19 protein-coding genes are annotated in these 18301 nt (G+C 44.4%); 18 read left to right on the top strand and 1 reads right to left on the bottom strand.

Translation table 11 applies throughout. The features are described 5' to 3' along the window. Positions 1-190 precede the first annotated feature (190 nt). The 16 genes from J7E35_RS04285 to spoVM all read left to right on the top strand — a co-directional run bounded on the left by J7E35_RS04285 (position 191) and on the right by spoVM (position 15444). The gene (locus J7E35_RS04285) at positions 191-1066 is read left to right on the top strand and encodes a YicC/YloC family endoribonuclease (RefSeq protein WP_214777724.1); all 876 of its coding nucleotides are present in this window, start codon (positions 191-193) and stop codon (positions 1064-1066) included. Positions 1067-1122: 56 nt separating this feature from the next. Further along, positions 1123-1386 carry an extracellular matrix/biofilm regulator RemA gene (gene remA, locus J7E35_RS04280; RefSeq protein ID WP_023614949.1) on the top strand — a complete coding sequence of 88 codons (264 nt, stop codon included), beginning with the start codon at positions 1123-1125 and terminating at the stop codon, positions 1384-1386. A gap of 9 nt (positions 1387-1395) precedes the next feature. Continuing rightward, entirely contained in the window at positions 1396-2010 is a 615-nt protein-coding gene (gene gmk / locus J7E35_RS04275; RefSeq protein WP_192470294.1) for a guanylate kinase, read from the top strand. After that, complete coding sequence (gene rpoZ / locus J7E35_RS04270) at positions 2011-2235, top strand: DNA-directed RNA polymerase subunit omega (RefSeq protein ID WP_041965989.1); 225 nt, start codon at positions 2011-2013, stop codon at positions 2233-2235. A 293-nt stretch (positions 2236-2528) separates the two neighbouring features. Then, positions 2529-3740, top strand: coding sequence for a bifunctional phosphopantothenoylcysteine decarboxylase/phosphopantothenate--cysteine ligase CoaBC (coaBC, locus tag J7E35_RS04265; RefSeq protein ID WP_214777250.1), 1212 nt, complete (start codon positions 2529-2531; stop codon positions 3738-3740). Beyond that, entirely contained in the window at positions 3737-6151 is a 2415-nt protein-coding gene (priA, locus tag J7E35_RS04260) for a primosomal protein N' (RefSeq protein WP_214777248.1), read from the top strand. Before coaBC ends, priA begins: the two co-directional genes overlap by 4 nt. 203 nt (positions 6152-6354) lie before the next feature. Beyond that, complete coding sequence (def, locus tag J7E35_RS04255; protein WP_214777246.1) at positions 6355-6840, top strand: peptide deformylase; 486 nt, start codon at positions 6355-6357, stop codon at positions 6838-6840. Beyond that, complete coding sequence (fmt, locus tag J7E35_RS04250; RefSeq protein WP_214777244.1) at positions 6837-7790, top strand: methionyl-tRNA formyltransferase; 954 nt, start codon at positions 6837-6839, stop codon at positions 7788-7790. Before def ends, fmt begins: the two co-directional genes overlap by 4 nt. Next, positions 7783-9132 (top strand): 16S rRNA (cytosine(967)-C(5))-methyltransferase RsmB, encoded by a 1350-nt coding sequence (gene rsmB, locus J7E35_RS04245; protein WP_214777242.1) that lies wholly within the window; start codon positions 7783-7785, stop codon positions 9130-9132. The genes fmt and rsmB overlap by 8 nt, the downstream gene beginning before the upstream one ends. Position 9133: 1 nt before the next feature. Continuing rightward, the gene (gene rlmN, locus J7E35_RS04240) at positions 9134-10225 is read left to right on the top strand and encodes a dual-specificity RNA methyltransferase RlmN (RefSeq protein ID WP_214777240.1); all 1092 of its coding nucleotides are present in this window, start codon (positions 9134-9136) and stop codon (positions 10223-10225) included. Positions 10226-10229: 4 nt separating this feature from the next. Next, complete coding sequence (locus J7E35_RS04235; protein ID WP_214777723.1) at positions 10230-10982, top strand: Stp1/IreP family PP2C-type Ser/Thr phosphatase; 753 nt, start codon at positions 10230-10232, stop codon at positions 10980-10982. 5 nt (positions 10983-10987) lie between these two features. Next, positions 10988-12940, top strand: coding sequence for a Stk1 family PASTA domain-containing Ser/Thr kinase (pknB, locus tag J7E35_RS04230; protein WP_214777238.1), 1953 nt, complete (start codon positions 10988-10990; stop codon positions 12938-12940). An 18-nt stretch (positions 12941-12958) separates the two neighbouring features. Further along, the gene (gene rsgA, locus J7E35_RS04225) at positions 12959-13840 is read left to right on the top strand and encodes a ribosome small subunit-dependent GTPase A (protein WP_214777236.1); all 882 of its coding nucleotides are present in this window, start codon (positions 12959-12961) and stop codon (positions 13838-13840) included. A 2-nt stretch (positions 13841-13842) separates the two neighbouring features. After that, positions 13843-14487 carry a ribulose-phosphate 3-epimerase gene (gene rpe, locus J7E35_RS04220; protein ID WP_214777234.1) on the top strand — a complete coding sequence of 215 codons (645 nt, stop codon included), beginning with the start codon at positions 13843-13845 and terminating at the stop codon, positions 14485-14487. A gap of 91 nt (positions 14488-14578) precedes the next feature. Next, positions 14579-15226, top strand: coding sequence for a thiamine diphosphokinase (locus tag J7E35_RS04215; RefSeq protein WP_214777231.1), 648 nt, complete (start codon positions 14579-14581; stop codon positions 15224-15226). A gap of 137 nt (positions 15227-15363) precedes the next feature. Then, positions 15364-15444 (top strand): stage V sporulation protein SpoVM, encoded by an 81-nt coding sequence (spoVM, locus tag J7E35_RS04210; RefSeq protein ID WP_167831967.1) that lies wholly within the window; start codon positions 15364-15366, stop codon positions 15442-15444. Between the two features lie 212 nt (positions 15445-15656). On the opposite strand, the gene rpmB is transcribed toward spoVM, so the two are convergent. Continuing rightward, complete coding sequence (rpmB, locus tag J7E35_RS04205; protein WP_023614934.1) at positions 15657-15845, bottom strand: 50S ribosomal protein L28; 189 nt, start codon at positions 15843-15845, stop codon at positions 15657-15659. Between the two features lie 294 nt (positions 15846-16139). On the opposite strand from rpmB, the gene J7E35_RS04200 reads away from it, so the two are divergent. Both J7E35_RS04200 and J7E35_RS04195 read left to right on the top strand, forming a co-directional pair. Continuing rightward, on the top strand, positions 16140-16502 hold the full coding sequence (locus J7E35_RS04200; protein WP_041965977.1) for an Asp23/Gls24 family envelope stress response protein: 363 nt from the start codon (positions 16140-16142) through the stop codon (positions 16500-16502). A 15-nt stretch (positions 16503-16517) separates the two neighbouring features. After that, on the top strand, positions 16518-18188 hold the full coding sequence (locus J7E35_RS04195; RefSeq protein WP_214777229.1) for a DAK2 domain-containing protein: 1671 nt from the start codon (positions 16518-16520) through the stop codon (positions 18186-18188). Positions 18189-18301: the final 113 nt, after the last annotated feature.

Here is an 18301-nt window from a genome sequence, read left to right as displayed (position 1 = left end):
CCTTTCTTTTTTTTACTAATACTTTCGTAATCTTTCCTGCATTTACAGCTAACAATCTTAAGCTTGGAAGTTCCTTTCGAGGGAAGGAGCGGAGTTGAAAAACATAAATTAGATTTTACATAAACGAATAAGCCTGTTCCACGGGGTCTACAGGAAACTCGACTTTTTAGAAAGAATGGATGTGTCTGAAATGGTCGTCAGTATGACTGGGTTTGGAAGGAGCAGGACTGAATCTGACAGGTTCAGTGTCACAGTCGAGGTCAAAACGGTCAATCACCGTTTTTGTGAGTTCCATATTCGCATGCCCCGGCAGCTCCTGAAAACGGAAGAAAAAATAAAAAAGAAACTCGGCGCACATATAAAAAGAGGGAGAGTCGAAGTATTTGTAACTTTGGAGGGCGAAGGCATAGTTAGCCGAAGTGTACATATTGACTGGGAAGCCCTTGACGAATTAGTTCATCACATAACTGAAATCAAGAACAGGTACAGCATTGCGGGGGATATTGAGCTCCGTGATATAGTCAGCAGGCAAGAAATCATCCATATTGAGGAAATAGAAGCTGAAAATGAAGAACTTGAACTTCTTCTCCTTTCAGCCGTTGAGGATGCAGGGGGCCAACTGGTCCAAATGCGTATGCTGGAAGGATCAGCACTTGAAAAGGATGTATTGCAGCATATCCAGCAGTTAAAAGAAAATATCACGAGTGTGAAAAAGCTGGCGCCGAGTGTTGTAGAGCAGTACCGTGAAAGGCTTCAGAAGAAAATGGCTGAATTGACGGATAGCCAGGCAGGTGAAGACAGAATCCTTACCGAGGTTGCCTTCTTTGCGGATAAAGCTGATATCAGTGAAGAAATTGCCAGGCTTGAAAGCCATGTAAGTCAATTCAAAGAAATATTGAAGGCGAATGAGCCTCTTGGCAGGAAACTCGATTTTCTGCTTCAGGAAATGAATCGCGAGGTCAACACGATCGGTTCCAAGGCGAATGATTCAAGAGTTGCCAGGGAAGTAGTCGAGATGAAAAGCCTCTTGGAAAAGGTTAAGGAACAAGTGCAAAATATAGAGTAGCGTTTAGAAAGGGTCTAAAAAGGCCAAAATAAATAACTGATGATTGGGGGACCATCATGGCAATAAAGCTTATAAATATAGGCTTCGGCAATATTGTTTCAGCTAACAGGATCATCTCGATCGTAAGTCCTGAATCAGCTCCAATAAAACGGATCATCCAGGACGCACGCGACCGTGGGTCATTAATAGACGCAACATATGGAAGAAGGACGAGGGCTGTTATAGTCATGGACAGCGACCATGTCATCCTCTCTGCGGTACAGCCGGAAACAGTAGCACACCGCCTGAATGACCGTGATGATATTATTGATGAAGGGTAGGACTATTTAATGCAGGAAAAAGGATTGTTGATTGTTCTTTCAGGGCCATCAGGTGTTGGCAAAGGAACGGTCCGGAAAGAATTATTTTCTCAGCACGATACAGCTTTTGAGTATTCCGTGTCCGCGACAACGAGGCTGCCGCGTGAAGGAGAGCAAAATGGAGTAGATTATTTCTTCAAAACCAGGGAAGAATTTGAAGAAATGATCAAACAGGACCAATTGCTAGAGTATGCAGAGTTTGTTGGCAATTATTATGGGACTCCAGTTGAGTACGTCCGCGAAACGCTCGATGCGGGAAGGGATGTTTTCCTTGAAATTGAAGTTCAGGGAGCAAGCCAGGTAAGGAGGAAATTCCCTGAGGGACTTTTCATTTTCCTAGCGCCGCCCAGCCTTTCAGAACTTGAAAACCGGATCGTGACAAGAGGCACAGAAACAGAAGATATCATCAAAGGCAGGATGAAAGCTGCTAGAGAAGAACTCGAAATGATGGAATTATACGATTATGTTGTTGAAAACGACCATGTTGAAAACGCGGCACAGCGAGTTAAATCAATCGTTGTTGCGGAACACTGCCGCAGGGAACGAGTTCAACATCGTTATAAAAAAATGCTGGAGGTAGAATAAATGCTTAACCCTTCTATTGACTCTTTAATGACAAAAATTGATTCAAAATACTCATTGGTATCGGTTGCGGCAAAACGCGCACGCAGCATGCAGGTCCATATGGATGCTAAGTTAGATAAGTATGTTTCCCACAAATTCGTCGGCAAGGCACTCGAAGAGATCAACGCAGAAAAGCTTCATTTCAAGACAGCAGGAAGCCATGAAGAGTTAAATATCAACGAATAACACCGCGATAACAACCTATTTATTGGGTTGTTATTTTTTTGTTTAGACGTTACTGGCAAATAGAATGGTTCTATAAGCCCGAAACGGGACTTTGCTTGAAAAAAGGTCCCATTGAAACAATATATAAACCCAATAAAAATGGGCATAGTCCAGGTAGGTCATAATGTAAGGCTCTGTACATGTCACAGCGATTATATTAAAGCAGCTGTCTTGCCTATTTCATGCTTAATCTGTGAAAAAATGTTATAGTTCAATCATAATGATAGTTTGTTGTAAAATGGGGGTTCTCTGACATGCTGAACGGTAAAAAAATTCTATTGTGCGTGACCGGTGGGATCGCTGTGTATAAGGGTGCTGCGCTGACGAGCAAGTTGACACAGGCCGGCGCTGAAGTGAAAGTGATCCTTAGTGATTCTGCAGCTAAATTCGTTACTCCGCTCACTTTTCAGGCATTGTCCAGAAGTGAAGTTTATACAGATACATTCGATGAGAAAAATCCGAAAAATATCGCCCATATCCATTTAGCTGATTGGGCTGATTTGATCATAATTGCCCCGGCGACTGCCAATATCATCGGCAAGCTTGCAAATGGGATTGCTGATAATATGATATCTACTACACTTCTCGCCGCGACAGCACCTGTGTGGGTGGCGCCAGCGATGAATGTTCATATGTACCAGCATCCTGCTGTCATGAAAAACATGGAAATTTTAAGAAGCTTCGGTTATGAATTTATCGAACCCGGAGAAGGGTATCTGGCATGTGGTTACACAGGCAAGGGCCGTCTTGAGGAACCTGAGACAATCGTGGACCTTGCTGGCCAGTTTTTTGCTAATAAGGGCGGCGATCTATCAGGTCAAACTGTCTTGGTTACTGCGGGCCCTACAAGAGAAAAAATCGATCCTGTCCGCTTTCTGACCAACCATTCAACTGGCAAGATGGGCTATGCAATCGCAGGGGAAGCTGTGAAAATGGGGGCAAGAGTGATCCTTGTTTCGGGGCCGGTCAACCTCGAACCTCCAACCGGAACCGAATTGATTAAAGTGGAAAGTGCAGAGGATATGTACCAGGCTGCCCTGGCGCATTTTGATAAAGCAGATGTCATGATTGGTACCGCAGCCGTCGCGGATTACCGGCCGAAATATATCTATGAAGAGAAAATGAAGAAAAAAGAAGGCGACCAGGCTCTTGAGCTTGAAAGGACGAAGGATATACTGTTTGAACTCGGACAAAGGAAAACGAGCCAGGTGATTGTAGGGTTCGCAGCAGAAACCAATGATGTCGAAAACCATGCGAAGGGCAAGCTTGCCAGAAAAAATGCAGACATGATTGTGGCGAATAACGTCAAACAGGAAGGCGCGGGCTTTGGTGCTGACACCAATATTGTCACCATTTACAAAAAGGATGGTACGTACGTCGAGCTGCCTTTGATGTCAAAATCAGATGTAGCCCGAAAGATCCTTGCCGAAGTCATTCACTGTTTTAAAAAGGATGAAAGCTTATGAATATAGCAAGCGTTATTGTCGATGTGCCTGCAAAGCAAACTGACAAAACCTTTGACTATAAAATACCTGAAAAATTCAAAGATGTAATCAAGCCTGGGACAAGGGTCATCGTACCGTTTGGTCCAAGAAAAATCCAGGGATTTGTCAGGGACCTTAAGAAAGAGTCCAGCTTCTCTAAGCTGCGCTCAATCATCGAACCACTTGATTTGACACCCGTACTGAATGTAGAACTTCTCGAACTGGGGGACTGGCTGACTGAACATACACTAAGCTATAAAATCTCCTCTTACCAGGCAATGCTTCCAGCAGCGTTGAAGGCAAAATACGAAAAGAAGATTGTGCTTGCAAAAGGGACAGATATAACTGATCTGCCTGGAAATTTAATAGAGTTGTTCAGGGAAAATAATGAAATTAGCTGGGAGGATGCCGTTACCAAGGGTCTTGTACAGCAGCTGCAAAAGGAGGCGTCGTCTGGCAGGGTAGAGGTAGTTTACCAGGTGAAGGACAGAGTGCGCAAAAAGCTGCTCAAACATGTTTCACCTGCAGTTGAGCCTGTTCAGCTCAGGGAGGCAAGGGACAAACTTTCACCACAGGCGTCAGGACAGCGATCTGTACTTGATTTCTTTCTGGAACATCCAGAACCTGTGGAACAGAGACTGTTGCTCTCCAGTCTTGGAATCTCCCAGGCATCAATACAGTCACTAGCTAAGAAAGGTATGCTGAAAGTAGAAGAGCTGGAGGTATACAGGGACCCATATTCAGAACGGGAATTTGAACGGAAAATGGCTCTCGAACTGACAGTTGAACAAGAAAAAGCGATTGGCCCCATCCTTTCTGCAATTGAAAAGGACTTGCATGAAGTCTTTCTTTTATATGGCGTGACAGGCAGCGGTAAGACTGAAATTTATTTGCAGTCCATACAGGAGGTATTGAGTAAAGGCAAGGAAGCGATTGTGCTTGTTCCGGAAATCTCATTGACGCCGCAAATGGTCACGCGCTTCAAGGAGCGATTTGGTGATCTGGTGGCTGTCATGCATAGCGGTCTGTCTGCGGGTGAGAAGTATGATGAATGGCGGAAAATCCAGCGCAAGGAAGTAAAAGTGGTGGTAGGAGCCAGGTCGGCGATTTTTGCCCCATTCGAGAATATCGGAATCATTATCATCGATGAAGAGCACGAAACGAGCTATAAGCAAGAAGAGAACCCAAGATACCATGCAAGGGACGTAGCGATCCAGAGGGCTAAGACAAATGCTTGTCCAGTCGTCCTCGGCAGTGCGACTCCCTCACTTGAATCATTTGCCCGTGCACAAAAAGGAAGGTATACTTTGCTCTCTCTCCCCAAGCGGATGAATAATCAGGCGCTGCCAACCGTTGAAATCGTCGATATGCGAGAGGAATTACGAACAGGAAACCGATCGATGTTTTCGGTAAAGCTTTTTGAAAAGATAAAAGACAGGCTTGAGAAAAAAGAGCAGACCGTCCTGTTTTTAAATAAACGCGGGCATTCGTCGTTTGTGATGTGCCGTGATTGCGGATATGTCATGAACTGTCCGCATTGCGATATCACACTGACATACCACCGATATAATGAGCAGATGAAATGCCATTATTGCGGTTACGAAGACAGGGTGCCGACCATTTGTCCTGAATGCAATAGTGAGCATATCCGCTATTTCGGGACCGGGACACAAAAGGTTGAGGAAGAACTGTTGAAATTGATCCCTGAGGCGAGGATCATCAGGATGGATGTCGATACAACTGGCAGGAAAGGTTCACATGAAAAGCTGCTCACGGCATTTCAAGAGGGTCAGGCGGATATTTTACTCGGTACGCAAATGATCGCGAAAGGGTTGGATTTTCCAAACATTACATTAGTAGGTGTCCTTTCAGCAGACACTATGTTGAACCTGCCCGATTTCCGGTCTTCGGAAAAGACCTTCCAGCTATTAACACAAGTAAGCGGGAGGGCTGGAAGACACAAGCTTCCCGGAGAGGTAGTAATCCAGACTTATACACCCGAGCATTACAGTGTTGAGCTTGCCGGGACACAGGACTATGACAGGTTTTACCAGCAAGAGATGCTGATGCGGAAGGTTCACCAGTACCCGCCGTTTTACTATCTTTCACTTGTTACAGTCAGCCATCAAGAATTGATGAAAGTAGTGTCAGTTACGGAAAAAATTGCGAAGTTCATCTCTTCCAGGCTGTCGAATGAAGCGGTTGTACTGGGGCCTGTAGCATCGCCAATACCACGGATCAACGATAGATATCGCTATCAATGTCTGATAAAATACAAAAAGGAACCAGAACTGAAGAACGCCCTAAAAACCATACTTGACCATTACCAGCAGGAAACAGGGACAGGGGGTTTGCAGATTTCTGTCGACCTAAACCCCTATATTTTGATGTAATGATTCCTTTTTAAGCAGTTTTTTCGAGTGAAAATCTTATTTATACAACAAGCCGGCCCGGACCCAGTTGTCGAGGAAACTACGTAATGTTAGGCCATATGAAGCAGCAAAGTTTACGAAACAAGTTTTCAGGAAAGTTTATGAAAAAAGTTGAATGAACAAGCTAATACTAATATTTAAATGGATTTATTGGAGGATTTATTTTGGCAGTAAGAAAAATAGTAACTTATCCAGCGGACATTTTGGAGCAGGAATGCGAAAAGGTCACAGTTTTCGATAAAAAACTGGCAAAGCTGCTGGATGACATGTATGATACAATGATTGAATTTGATGGCGTCGGCCTGGCCGCTCCTCAAATAGATATAAAGAAACAAATTGCGATTGTCGATATCGATGATGAGCACGGTACGATTGAATTGATCAACCCTGTTATCATGGAATCTCGCGGTGAGCAAACTGGACCTGAAGGGTGCTTGAGTTTCCCGGGATTATACGGGGAGGTCTCACGTCCGCATTATGTGAAGGTAAAGGCCCAGAATCGCAAAGGGAAAAGCTATGAACTAGTAGCAGAGGAGTTTTTAGCAAGAGCAATCCTCCATGAGATTGACCATTTACACGGAGTGCTATTCACCACCAAGGTGTCTAGATATATTGAAGAAGCTGAGTTAGAGGAGTTGAACCAGGAATGACAAGAATCGTATTTATGGGGACTCCGGATTTTTCTGTCCCGGTTTTGAGGAGATTGGTCGATGAAGGCTATGACGTAGTCGGAGTTGTTACCCAGCCTGACCGCCCAGTTGGAAGAAAACGGGTCATGACTCCGCCTCCGGTAAAAGCAGAAGCGCTGAAACATGGCATTACTGTTTATCAGCCGGAGAAAATACGCCAGGAGGAGGAACTCGATAAAATTCTGGCCCTTGAACCAGAATTAATTGTCACTGCTGCGTTTGGACAAATCTTGCCAAACAAACTCCTTGAGGCACCAAAGTTTGGCTGCATAAATGTCCATGCATCCCTTTTGCCAGAGCTGCGCGGCGGTGCTCCAATTCACTACGCCATCATCCGCGGCAAAGAAAAAACAGGTATAACGATTATGTATATGGTAGAAAAGCTGGACGCTGGCGATATCCTGACACAGGTTGAAGTACCAATTACCGATACAGATACAGTTGGATCTTTGCATGATAAAATGAGCTCAGCTGGTGCTGATCTCTTGTCAGAGACAATTCCCAAGCTGTTAAAAGGGGAGATCACTCCGATTCCCCAAAACGATGAAGATGCTACCTTCGCATGGAATATCAAGCGCGAACAGGAAAAAATTGATTGGAACCGAGCTGGCGCCGAAATTTATAACCATATCCGCGGCATGAATCCGTGGCCCGTTGCCTATACGACTATGGATGGATCGGTGATGAAGATATGGACCGCCGAAAAGGTAAGTTATACAGGAAACGACCAGCCTGGTACGATTGTCAAAGTTGAAGAGGATGGTTTTGTTGTTTCGACTGGTGATGAAACCGCAATAAAAATCACAGAACTTCAGCCAGCCGGCAAGAAAAAGATGGATGCGAAGCAATTCTTGCTGGGGGCAGGGGCAAACTTACAGCCAGGCGTTAAGTTAGGAGACATCCATGAGTAAAAAGAAAAATGTCAGGGATACAGCATTGCAGCTACTTGAAACAATAGAGAAGAACCAGGCCTACAGCAATCTGCTCTTGAACAATGCGATTGAAAAAAATGAAATCAGCCCGATTGACGTAGGCTTGCTGACAGAATTGGTATATGGCACGCTTCAGCGGAAAATGACCATCGATTTTTACCTTAAGCCATTTATCGAAAAAAATAAAAAGCTTCAAAGCTGGGTCATCAATCTGCTTCGTATGACACTGTACCAGATGGTCTACTTGGATAAAATTCCGGAAAGAGCGGCTATATATGAAGCAGTGGAAATTGCAAAACGCAGGGGACATAAAGGTATTGCCAGTCTAGTGAATGGTGTGTTGAGAAGCATCCAGAGAAATGGACTGCCTTCACTTGATGCCATCACAGATCCTGCTGAAAGAATTTCCATCGAGACCAGCCATCCATTGTGGCTCGTAAGAAGGTGGGTCAACCAATTCGGTGTCGAAAAGACACAGGAAATGTGTGAAGTGAATTTAACTGCTCCGCTCCAGACAGGCAGGGTCAACTTGACGAGAATCTCCCGGGATGAGTGTATTGACCTTCTTGAGGAAGAAGGATTTGATGTAGAACCAAGTCCGATTCTCCCAGAAGCAATCAAGTGTCTCCGGGGCAATTTGGCTTCATCCAAAGCGTTCAAGTATGGCTTGTTAACCATCCAGGATGAGAGCTCAATGCTGGTTGCCCATGCTCTGGGCATCAAAGAAGAAGAAGTGATTCTTGATGCATGTGCAGCACCGGGCGGGAAAACTACTCATATCGCCGAGAAGCTGGGAAATAGCGGGAAGGTCATTTCTCTTGACTTGCATGAGCACAAAGTGAAGCTAATCTCCGAGAATGCGGAGCGCTTGGGTCTCGAAAATATTGATGCTCAAAAAATGGACAGCCGCGAGGCCGCAGACCAATTTGAAAAAGAATCTATCGACCGGGTTTTGCTTGATGCACCATGCTCTGGGCTGGGAGTGATGAGACGAAAGCCGGATATGAAGTATACTAAGAAGGAACAGGATTTATCACAGCTGCAAACCATACAGCTAAGCCTACTCGAATCAGTTGGCCCTCTTTTAAAATCTGGAGGGACACTTGTATATAGTACATGCACGGTTGACCGTGAAGAAAACCAGGAAGTAATTGAAAAATTTTTAAGCGAGCATCCTGAATTCGAAGGAGATACAACATTTGCAGAAAGAATGCCTGAGACAATCAAACCAGTGATCAATGGCTTTGATGTGCAGATTCTTCCGCAGGACTTTGGCTCTGATGGGTTTTATATTGCTTGTTTAAGAAAGAAGGTGGAATAACATGGAACAAGAAAAAACAACAAGAAATGCAGCAACCGAGGATACAGCGAAAAAGTCCATTTATTCACTTCAGCTTGATGAACTGAAGGACTGGCTGAAGGAACAAGGAGAAAAACCATTTAGGGCAGAACAAATCTTTGACTGGCTCTACAAAAAAAGAGCCACCTCTTTTGAGGATATGTCCAATTTGGCAAAGCCTTTGCGGGACAAGCTAGACGAACATTTTGTCCTGACAACATTGAGTACAATCATCCAGCAGACATCATCTGACGGAACAATTAAATTTTTATTTGAACTGCAGGACGGTGTATCCATTGAAACAGTGCTCATGCGTCATGAGTATGGAAACTCTGTCTGTGTAACTACACAGGTTGGCTGCAGGATCGGCTGTACTTTTTGCGCATCTACCCTTGGCGGCTTAAAAAGGAATCTGGAAGCAGGAGAAATCGTGGCCCAGGTCGTAAAAGTACAACAGGCACTTGATGAGACGGATGAGAGAGTAAGTTCAATTGTCATCATGGGTATCGGAGAACCGTTTGATAACTATGACAATATGCTTTCATTCCTGAAAATTATGAACCATGAAAAGGGTATGAACATTGGTGCACGCCATATTACCGTATCTACAAGCGGGATCATCCCTAAGATCTATCAATTTGCGGATGAAAATATGCAAATAAATTTTGCGATTTCTCTGCACGCGCCAAACACTGAATTGCGCAGCAGGCTGATGCCAATCAACAGGGCTTACAAGCTTCCTGATCTGATGGACTCCGTTCGTTATTATGTGAACAAAACTGGCCGGAGAATCAGCTTTGAATATGGGCTGTTTGGGGGCGTAAATGATCAGGTTGAGCACGCTGAAGAGCTCGCAGAACTTGTTAAAGGTTTGAAGTGCCATATCAATTTAATTCCGGTCAACTATGTACCTGAGCGTGATTACGTAAGGACACCAAAGAGCCAGATCTTCAAATTCGAACGGACACTTCGCGACCGTGGAGTGAATGTGACAATCAGAAGAGAACAAGGGCATGACATTGAAGCAGCTTGCGGACAACTTCGGGCAAAAGAAAGAAAAGAAGAGACGAGGTGACAAAATGAAGGCTGTTTTCATGACAGACAGGGGAAAGGTCCGCCTGCATAATGAAGACAATGGCGGCATTTTTGTTAACTCTCACGGTCAGCGCCTTGCCATCGTAGCAGATGGCATGGGCGGCCACCGTGCGGGTGATGTTGCCAGTGAAATGACGATCAAGCATCTGAAGGATCTTTGGGAAAGTTCAACCGAGATACATACAGCAGAAGAAGCAGAAAAATGGATGGAAGAAGCGGTTTTACAGGCCAATAAAGATATTTTCGGGCATTCCATGAAAAATACAGAATGTGAAGGTATGGGAACAACGATCGTGGCGGCCATTTGTACGAACCTGTTCGCGACTATCGTTAACATAGGTGACAGCCGTTGTTACTTATTGAACGAGTCGGGATTCAAGCAATTGACGGAGGATCATTCTCTTGTCAACGAACTCGTTCGTTCGGGACAAATCTCTAAGGAAGACGCAGAACACCATCCGCGGAAAAATGTCCTTCTAAGGGCACTTGGGACTGAAGAGTCGGTCGATATGGATGTGAAAACGATCATCTTTGAAGAGGAAGATGCTCTGCTCCTTTGTTCCGACGGCCTTTCCAATAAAGTAAGCCAGGAAGAAATGGAAAGCATCGTTAGAAACAAAGAAATGTCCCTTGAAGATAAGGCGGCAGAATTTATCAAAAGGGCAAACGAGTACGGCGGCGAAGATAATATAACTCTTGCTATCGTCGAATACCAGGAATTCAACGAGGGCAGGTGAAGAATATGATTATCGGAAAAAGAATCAGCGGGCGTTATAAAATCAAGGGCATGATCGGCGGCGGAGGCATGGCGAATGTCTACCTTGCCCATGACATGATTCTTGACAGGGATGTAGCGGTCAAAATGCTTCGTCTCGATTTTGCCAATGATGATGAATTCATCCGCAGGTTCCATAGAGAAGCGCAATCCGCAACCAGTCTTGCCCACCCCAATATCGTCAGTATATATGATGTGGGTGAAGAGGACGGGCTATACTATATTGTGATGGAATATGTCGATGGCCAGACATTGAAGCAGTACATACAACAGCACGCGCCTGTTCCGGTAGAAGAAGCCCTGGACATTATGAAGCAGCTTACTTCCGCGATTTCACATGCCCATCATAATCATATTGTCCACCGGGATATCAAGCCGCACAACATCCTGATCGACAGCAGCGGTACAGTGAAAATTACCGATTTCGGAATAGCGATGGCTTTAAGCGCAACCAGTATCACGCAAACGAATTCAGTGCTGGGGTCTGTTCATTATCTTTCTCCTGAACAAGCAAGAGGAGGCATGGCGAACAAAAAATCGGATATTTATTCGATTGGGATTGTCATGTTTGAATTGCTTACAGGAAGACTGCCGTTCTCAGGTGAATCTGCTGTTTCCATAGCACTGAAACATTTACAGTCCGAGACACCATCCCTAAAAAGGTGGAATCCGCAAATCCCTCAGAGCGTAGAGAATGTCGTTCTCAAGGCGACTGCGAAGGATCCTTTCCATCGCTATGATACAGTCGATGAAATGGAAGAGGACCTGGGTACGGCACTTGATGCCAAACGTTTGAATGAAGGGAAGTTCGCCATACCAGAAGACGATGAAGCGACAAAAGCAATACCAATTATAACGAATGACCGGCCTTATCATAATCTTGACGAAACAATCGTACGGAAAGACGCTCCTGCTTCACAGGAACAAGCTCCGATGGCAAAGCCTGAAAAAAAGAAGAAAAAGAAATGGCCGATCATACTGACGGTTATGTTTTTATTGATCTTGACTGCGGGAATAGTAATGGTAACGATGGGACCTGACTTATTCGGGCCAAAGGAAAAAGAAGTGCCTGATGTAAGCGGCATGGAAGTTGAGGAAGCAGTCGCTAAACTCATGTCAGCTGGCTTTGTTACCGGGGATATAAATGAAATCAGTGATGAGGAAGTCGAAGAAGGAAATGTAATCCGAACTAATCCGAAAGCTGGAAAAATGATTAAAGAAGGAAATGAAATCGACTTGTATATCAGTACCGGCAAAGAAACAGTGGAATTATCGGATTATAGGGGCAGGAATTACGAGGATGTCGTCAGCCTGCTTGAGGAAAAAGGCTTCAAGGTCAACAAAACCGAAGAGCATGACGATAATGATCCGGGTACCATTCTTGATCAGAATCCATCTGGTGGTGAATCCGTCATCCCAGAAGAAACAACAGTAGAGTTTAAGGTAAGCAAGGGGCCTGAATTGGTAACTCTGCAGGATTTAACAGGATACAACCAAAGAAATCTGGAGGTTTATGCTGACACCAGCGGCCTCAACATTGATAGCACGGAAGAAGCGTATCATGATACGATAACCGGCGGATCGGTCATTTCCCAAAAACCTGAAGCAGGAACTGAGCTGCCACCAGGCAGTAAGGTAAGGGTTGTCATTTCAAAAGGACCTGAGCCAGTACCTAAAGAAAAAACACTTGAAATTACCGTACCATATCAGCCTAAAGAAGAAGGGCTACCGCAAGAACTCACAATATATATGAATGACGTAAACCATACAGACGGAACTCCATACGACATCATTGAAATTACAGAGGACACAATTGTAAGTCTCGAATTTTTAATTGCGCCTGGAAAAAAAGCTCATTATAGAATTATGCGGGATGGAGAAGTCTTTGCTAGTGGCAGCGTTGATTATCCAGAAGACTAACAGACAGGGAGTGTTGCTATGCCTGAGGGCAAAATTATTAAGGCGCTGAGCGGTTTTTATTATGTTGCGAATGGCGAGGGAGTTGTCCAGTGCCGCGGCCGCGGTGTTTTTCGCAAAAACAAGGTTACGCCGCTCGTAGGTGACGAGGTCGTTTTCCAGGCTGAGAATGATAAGGAAGGCTATATCCTGGAAGTCAAAAGCCGGAAGAATGAGTTGGTCCGCCCGCCAATCGCGAATGTAGACCAGGCCATCCTTGTATTTTCAGCTGTAGAACCTGACTTCAGTACTGCTTTGCTCGACAGGTTTTTGGTACTTGTTGAATATAACCAAATCGAGCCACTCATCTGCATTACGAAAATGGATCTAACCAATGAAGAACAAAAGTCCCGGCTCGAGGAATTCGCGGAGGACTATCGGAAAGCAGGCTATGAGGTTATTTTTACTTCATCCGAAACTTCAGAAGGCCTGGAAAAATTAAAACCTCATATTGAGGGCAAGATATCTGTTTTTGCTGGTCAATCCGGAGTTGGAAAATCTTCTCTGCTGAATGCAATCCGACCAGATCTGGAGTTGAAGACCGATGACATATCCTCCCATCTGGGCAGGGGTAAGCATACAACAAGGCATGTTGAGCTGATTACCATCAATAATGGTCTGGTTGCTGACACTCCTGGTTTCAGTTCGCTGGAATTTACAGAGATTGAGGCTGAAGAGTTGAACTCATGCTTCCCGGACATAGCTGAGATCAGTGAGGATTGCAAATTCCGCGGCTGCCTTCATATGGCTGAGCCCAAGTGTGCCGTCAAAGCGGCAGTCGAGTCAGAAGCTTTGCCTGAATACAGATACTCGCATTATAAGGACTTTTTGTTAGAAATCAAAGATAGAAAGCCGAGGTACTGAACATGGTGAAAATTGCACCTTCCATTTTATCAGCAGACTTTGCCCGCCTGGGGGAAGAAATCAAAGATGTCGAGCGGGGTGGCGCTGATTATATTCATGTGGATGTAATGGATGGACATTTTGTCCCTAATATTACAATTGGGCCATTGATTGTCGAAGCAATCAGGCCGGTAACGAATCTTCCGCTTGATGTTCACTTGATGATCGAAAATCCTGATCAATATATTGAAGCTTTCGCAAAGGCCGGAGCGGATTACATTACGGTCCATGTGGAAGCGAGCAGGCATCTTCACAGGACGATTCAGCTAATTAAATCTACCGGTGTAAAAGCAGGGGTTGTCCTGAATCCTGCAACTCCTGTGGACAGCCTGAAGCATATAATTGAGGATGTCGACATGGTGCTGCTTATGTCTGTCAATCCGGGCTTCGGCGGCCAGAAATTCATCTCCTCAGTACTGCCAAAGATTAGGGAGGTTAAAGAACTAGCCGATGCATTGAATCCCGAACTTGAAATCGAAGTCGATGGCGGAGTGAACGAAGAGACAGCCAGACTTTGTATTGAAGCAGGGGCTAACGTGCTTGTGGCCGGTTCAGCCGTCTTTAATAAGGAAGACAGAGGAGCAGCTATCTCAAGCCTGAGACCGTAAATAAAGCCAGCCGTTACATGCGGCTGGCTTTATTTAGCTAAATGTATTTTTACAAATCCATTCTTTAAACGTTCAAAAGGAGATAGTTTTTATGATAATAAATTTAGTAGCAGGAGGACCGTCCAACCTGATACCAGATTTCCATTTATATGATGATAGGAATGTTATCTGGATTGGGATTGATAGAGGTGTATTTTATTTATTGAAGGCTGGTATCAAGCCATCAGCAGCCTTCGGGGATTTTGACTCCGTTTCAGAAGCAGAGTTGGCAGAGATTGAAGAAGCTGTTTCCGACATGAATAAATTCAAGCCTGAAAAAGATGAGACAGATATGGAACTAGCTTTAAACTGGGCACTTGAGCAGGAACCAGAATCCATAAAAGTATTTGGCGCAACTGGTGGAAGGCTGGACCATCTAATGGCAAATATCCAGCTGCTGGTCAAGCCCCTTCAGGACGGATCTTCCATCCATATCGAAATAATTGATAAAAAAAATATCTTGTATATTAAAGGACCAGGCGCCTACACAGTCAGCAAGCTCGATGATTTTAAGTATGTTTCCTTCCTCCCTGTAACACCAGCAGTCTCTGGCATGACGCTAGAAAATTTTAAATACCCATTAAATGACTGTCATATTCCTATGGGGTCGACACTATGTATTAGTAATGAACTTATTAGAGGTCATGGTACTTTTTCATTTTCTGAAGGCATATTATTAGTTGTAAGAAGCAAGGATTGAAAAGTCTTCCCTGAAGCTCTATTCATGTAATTGAATTCAAGGATTCACATGAAAGGAGCAATTTTTGCATACCAGCGAATATACTGTACGGATGCAGAAAGAAGACTGGTTTTCGAGAGATGGTGAGGAGGGACGGTATGAGATTCTATACAATCAAACTGCCTAAATTTTTAGGGGGCCTCGTACGGGCGATGTTAGGTGCATTCAAAAAGGAATAGAACCAATAAAAGTGAAGTGAAGAGAGAGTATGGAAGCTCCATTGGCACCCTGGAAACGGGGTGCTATTATTTTGCCGTCAATTGGGAAGAATGATCTTGAGGATACTTTTGTAAGTCAAAGGTCAAAGAAAAATAAAAAAGGCACCCTCTTGGATGCCGTGCAGTTTCCTGCCGGCTGCTGGAGCCAGGCAGAATATCTGCGACTTTTTTAATTATACGCGTTCAACTTTACCTGATCTTAGAGCTCTTGCAGATACCCAAACACGCTTAGGCTTACCGTCTACAAGAATACGTACTTTTTGAAGGTTAGCACCCCATGTACGCTTGTTAGCGTTCATTGCGTGAGAGCGTGCGTTACCAGAACGAGTTGATTTACCAGTTACTACACATTTACGTGGCATATGATTTCCCTCCTAACTGACAAAAGCTGATACTATTTTTTGCTGCAATTATTTGCATATCGTCAGAACTGCGAATTAAACAGGATAACCTCTTCTCTGACATACTTTAATAATTTATCATAGAAATTTCGCATTTGCAATACTTCTGACGAAAGCTATAAAGAAAAAAACCTTGACATATAGTTGAGATTCTTGCTGAATAATAAAGGGTAGGGCAGAATAACTTTAAAAATTGCTTGGCTTATAGTAAAATAACTGTAGCATAATGCTATTTTTCCAAAGGGGGAACGAATCATGTCCATCGAGCTAAAAACGAAGTACGGACAAATTGATATATCAAATGACGTCATTGCAACGATTGCGGGCGGCGCAGCGGTCGATTGTTATGGTATTGTCGGGATGGCTTCAAAGAACCAGATCAAGGACGGATTGACAGATATTTTGCGCAGGGAGAATTTCACTCGCGGAGTAATCGTTCGCCAGGAAAACGAGGAAGTACATATTGATATGTATATTATTGTGAGCTATGGGACGAAAATTTCCGAGGTTGCCCACAATGTCCAGTCAAAGGTAAAATACACTCTTGATAAAACTGTAGGGCTGGCAGTTGACTCGGTGAATATTTACGTTCAGGGAGTTCGTGTAACGAACCCGTAAGAGGAGGAAAGATTTGTGTCTATTAATGTTCTAGACGGAAAACGTTTTGCGGAGATGGTGATTCAGGGTGCCAACCATTTGGCGGCGAATGCCAAGTATGTCGACGCACTGAACGTCTTCCCTGTTCCTGATGGTGATACGGGAACGAATATGAATTTATCCATGACTTCCGGTGCCAAGGAAGTTAAGAACAATGTACAGGAACATATCGGGAAGGTTGGTTCTGCGCTTGCCAAAGGCTTGCTTATGGGAGCGAGAGGTAACTCTGGGGTTATCCTTTCCCAGTTATTCCGCGGTTTTGCAAAAGCAATCGAAACTAAGCCAACTGTGAACTCTGTAGAGTTTGCCGCTGCGTTGAATGCAGGTGTTGAAACAGCTTATAAAGCTGTCATGAAACCTGTGGAAGGCACGATTTTAACAGTAGCAAAGGATGCTGCAAGGCATGCTGTAGCTGTTGCCAAGAACCATGAAAGCCTTATTGGCTTGATGGAAGAAGTGCTGAAAGAAGCGAAGGCATCATTAAACCGCACACCTGATTTACTTCCCGTCCTAAAGGAAGTAGGAGTAGTAGATAGTGGCGGACAGGGTCTTGTGTTCGTTTATGAAGGCTTCCTTGCAGAATTGAAAGGTGAAAAGCTTTCAGATTCCCCATCTGCAATGCCGAATATGAATGAGCTTGTCAGCGCTGAGCATCATAAGAGCGTCCAGAGCCACATGAACACTGAAGATATCGAATTCGGCTATTGTACTGAATTCATGGTTAGGCTTGAAGGAAAAGAAGCATTTTCTGAGGAAAACTTCCGCCAGGACTTGAGTAATTATGGAGATTCACTTCTGGTAATTTCCGATGACGAAGTTGTAAAGGTACATATCCACTCAGAACAGCCCGGCGAGGTATTGACGTATGGACAAAGATACGGAAACCTCATCAATATGAAAATTGAAAATATGCGCCAGCAGCACACTGATATTGTCGGCGAATCATCTACCCCACTTCGAACTCAGGCTGCTGAGTCAAAGAAGGAAAGACGGGAGTACGGAATCGTCGCAGTCTCAATGGGTTCCGGAATCGCTGAGCTTTTCCGCAGCATTGGTGCCAACGCGGTGATCGAAGGCGGCCAGACAATGAATCCGAGTACAGAGGATATCATTAAGGCGATCAAAGAAGTGAATGCGCGCAAGGTCATCATCCTGCCGAACAATAAAAACATCATCATGGCCGCTGAGCAGGCTGCAGAGGTAGCGGAGGAAGAGGTGGTCGTCATCCCTTCTAAAACTGTGCCTCAGGGTATGACAGCATTGCTTTCATTTAACCCATCAGCTGAACCTGGTGACAACAAAGAAGCAATGACTGAGGCAATGCAGCATGTGAAAACGGGCCAGCTGACATATGCTGTCCGTGATACGAGTATAGACGGCCTTGAAATTTCAACAGGAGATTTCATGGGCCTTGCCGATGGAAAGATCGTCCTGAAGGATCCGGACAAAGTCAAGGCAGCCAAGGAACTATTGGATCAGATGCTTGACGAAGACTCAGAAATCCTGACAATCTTAAAGGGCGAAGATGCTTCCGATGAAGATGTCGATTCAATCCTCGAGTTTGTTGAAAGCAATTACGGCGATGTAGAAGTAGAAGTCCACAATGGTGAACAGCCATTATACGCCTTCATCTTCGCGATTGAATAAATTCATCCAGGATTGGAGAATCTTCCGCTGGACAAATAAAATTGTAATATGGTACTAAGAAATAGAAGGGGACACCCCTTCTATTTCGTTTTGTATATAAAGAGGTTTAATCG

The sequence above is a fragment of the Bacillus sp. ISL-45 genome, assembly GCF_018613195.1.
In the GTDB taxonomy this organism is placed as follows: Bacteria; Bacillota; Bacilli; order Bacillales; family Cytobacillaceae; genus Mesobacillus.
Note: the sequence above shows the minus strand (reverse complement) of the source record. Positions and strands in the feature narration are given on the sequence as shown.

Coding starts and splice junctions, on each gene's coding strand:
- fmt (WP_214777244.1), top strand. CDS start 6,837: ATGACAAGAATCGTATTTATGGGGACTCCGGATTTTTCTGTCCCGGTT.
- pknB (WP_214777238.1), top strand. CDS start 10,988: ATGATTATCGGAAAAAGAATCAGCGGGCGTTATAAAATCAAGGGCATG.
- spoVM (WP_167831967.1), top strand. CDS start 15,364: ATGAGATTCTATACAATCAAACTGCCTAAATTTTTAGGGGGCCTCGTA.
- rpmB (WP_023614934.1), bottom strand. CDS start 15,845: ATGCCACGTAAATGTGTAGTAACTGGTAAATCAACTCGTTCTGGTAAC.
- J7E35_RS04285 (WP_214777724.1), top strand. CDS start 191: ATGGTCGTCAGTATGACTGGGTTTGGAAGGAGCAGGACTGAATCTGAC.
- rpoZ (WP_041965989.1), top strand. CDS start 2,011: ATGCTTAACCCTTCTATTGACTCTTTAATGACAAAAATTGATTCAAAA.
- J7E35_RS04215 (WP_214777231.1), top strand. CDS start 14,579: ATGATAATAAATTTAGTAGCAGGAGGACCGTCCAACCTGATACCAGAT.
- rsgA (WP_214777236.1), top strand. CDS start 12,959: ATGCCTGAGGGCAAAATTATTAAGGCGCTGAGCGGTTTTTATTATGTT.
- priA (WP_214777248.1), top strand. CDS start 3,737: ATGAATATAGCAAGCGTTATTGTCGATGTGCCTGCAAAGCAAACTGAC.
- J7E35_RS04200 (WP_041965977.1), top strand. CDS start 16,140: ATGTCCATCGAGCTAAAAACGAAGTACGGACAAATTGATATATCAAAT.
- remA (WP_023614949.1), top strand. CDS start 1,123: ATGGCAATAAAGCTTATAAATATAGGCTTCGGCAATATTGTTTCAGCT.
- rsmB (WP_214777242.1), top strand. CDS start 7,783: ATGAGTAAAAAGAAAAATGTCAGGGATACAGCATTGCAGCTACTTGAA.
- coaBC (WP_214777250.1), top strand. CDS start 2,529: ATGCTGAACGGTAAAAAAATTCTATTGTGCGTGACCGGTGGGATCGCT.
- rpe (WP_214777234.1), top strand. CDS start 13,843: ATGGTGAAAATTGCACCTTCCATTTTATCAGCAGACTTTGCCCGCCTG.
- rlmN (WP_214777240.1), top strand. CDS start 9,134: ATGGAACAAGAAAAAACAACAAGAAATGCAGCAACCGAGGATACAGCG.
- gmk (WP_192470294.1), top strand. CDS start 1,396: ATGCAGGAAAAAGGATTGTTGATTGTTCTTTCAGGGCCATCAGGTGTT.
- J7E35_RS04235 (WP_214777723.1), top strand. CDS start 10,230: ATGAAGGCTGTTTTCATGACAGACAGGGGAAAGGTCCGCCTGCATAAT.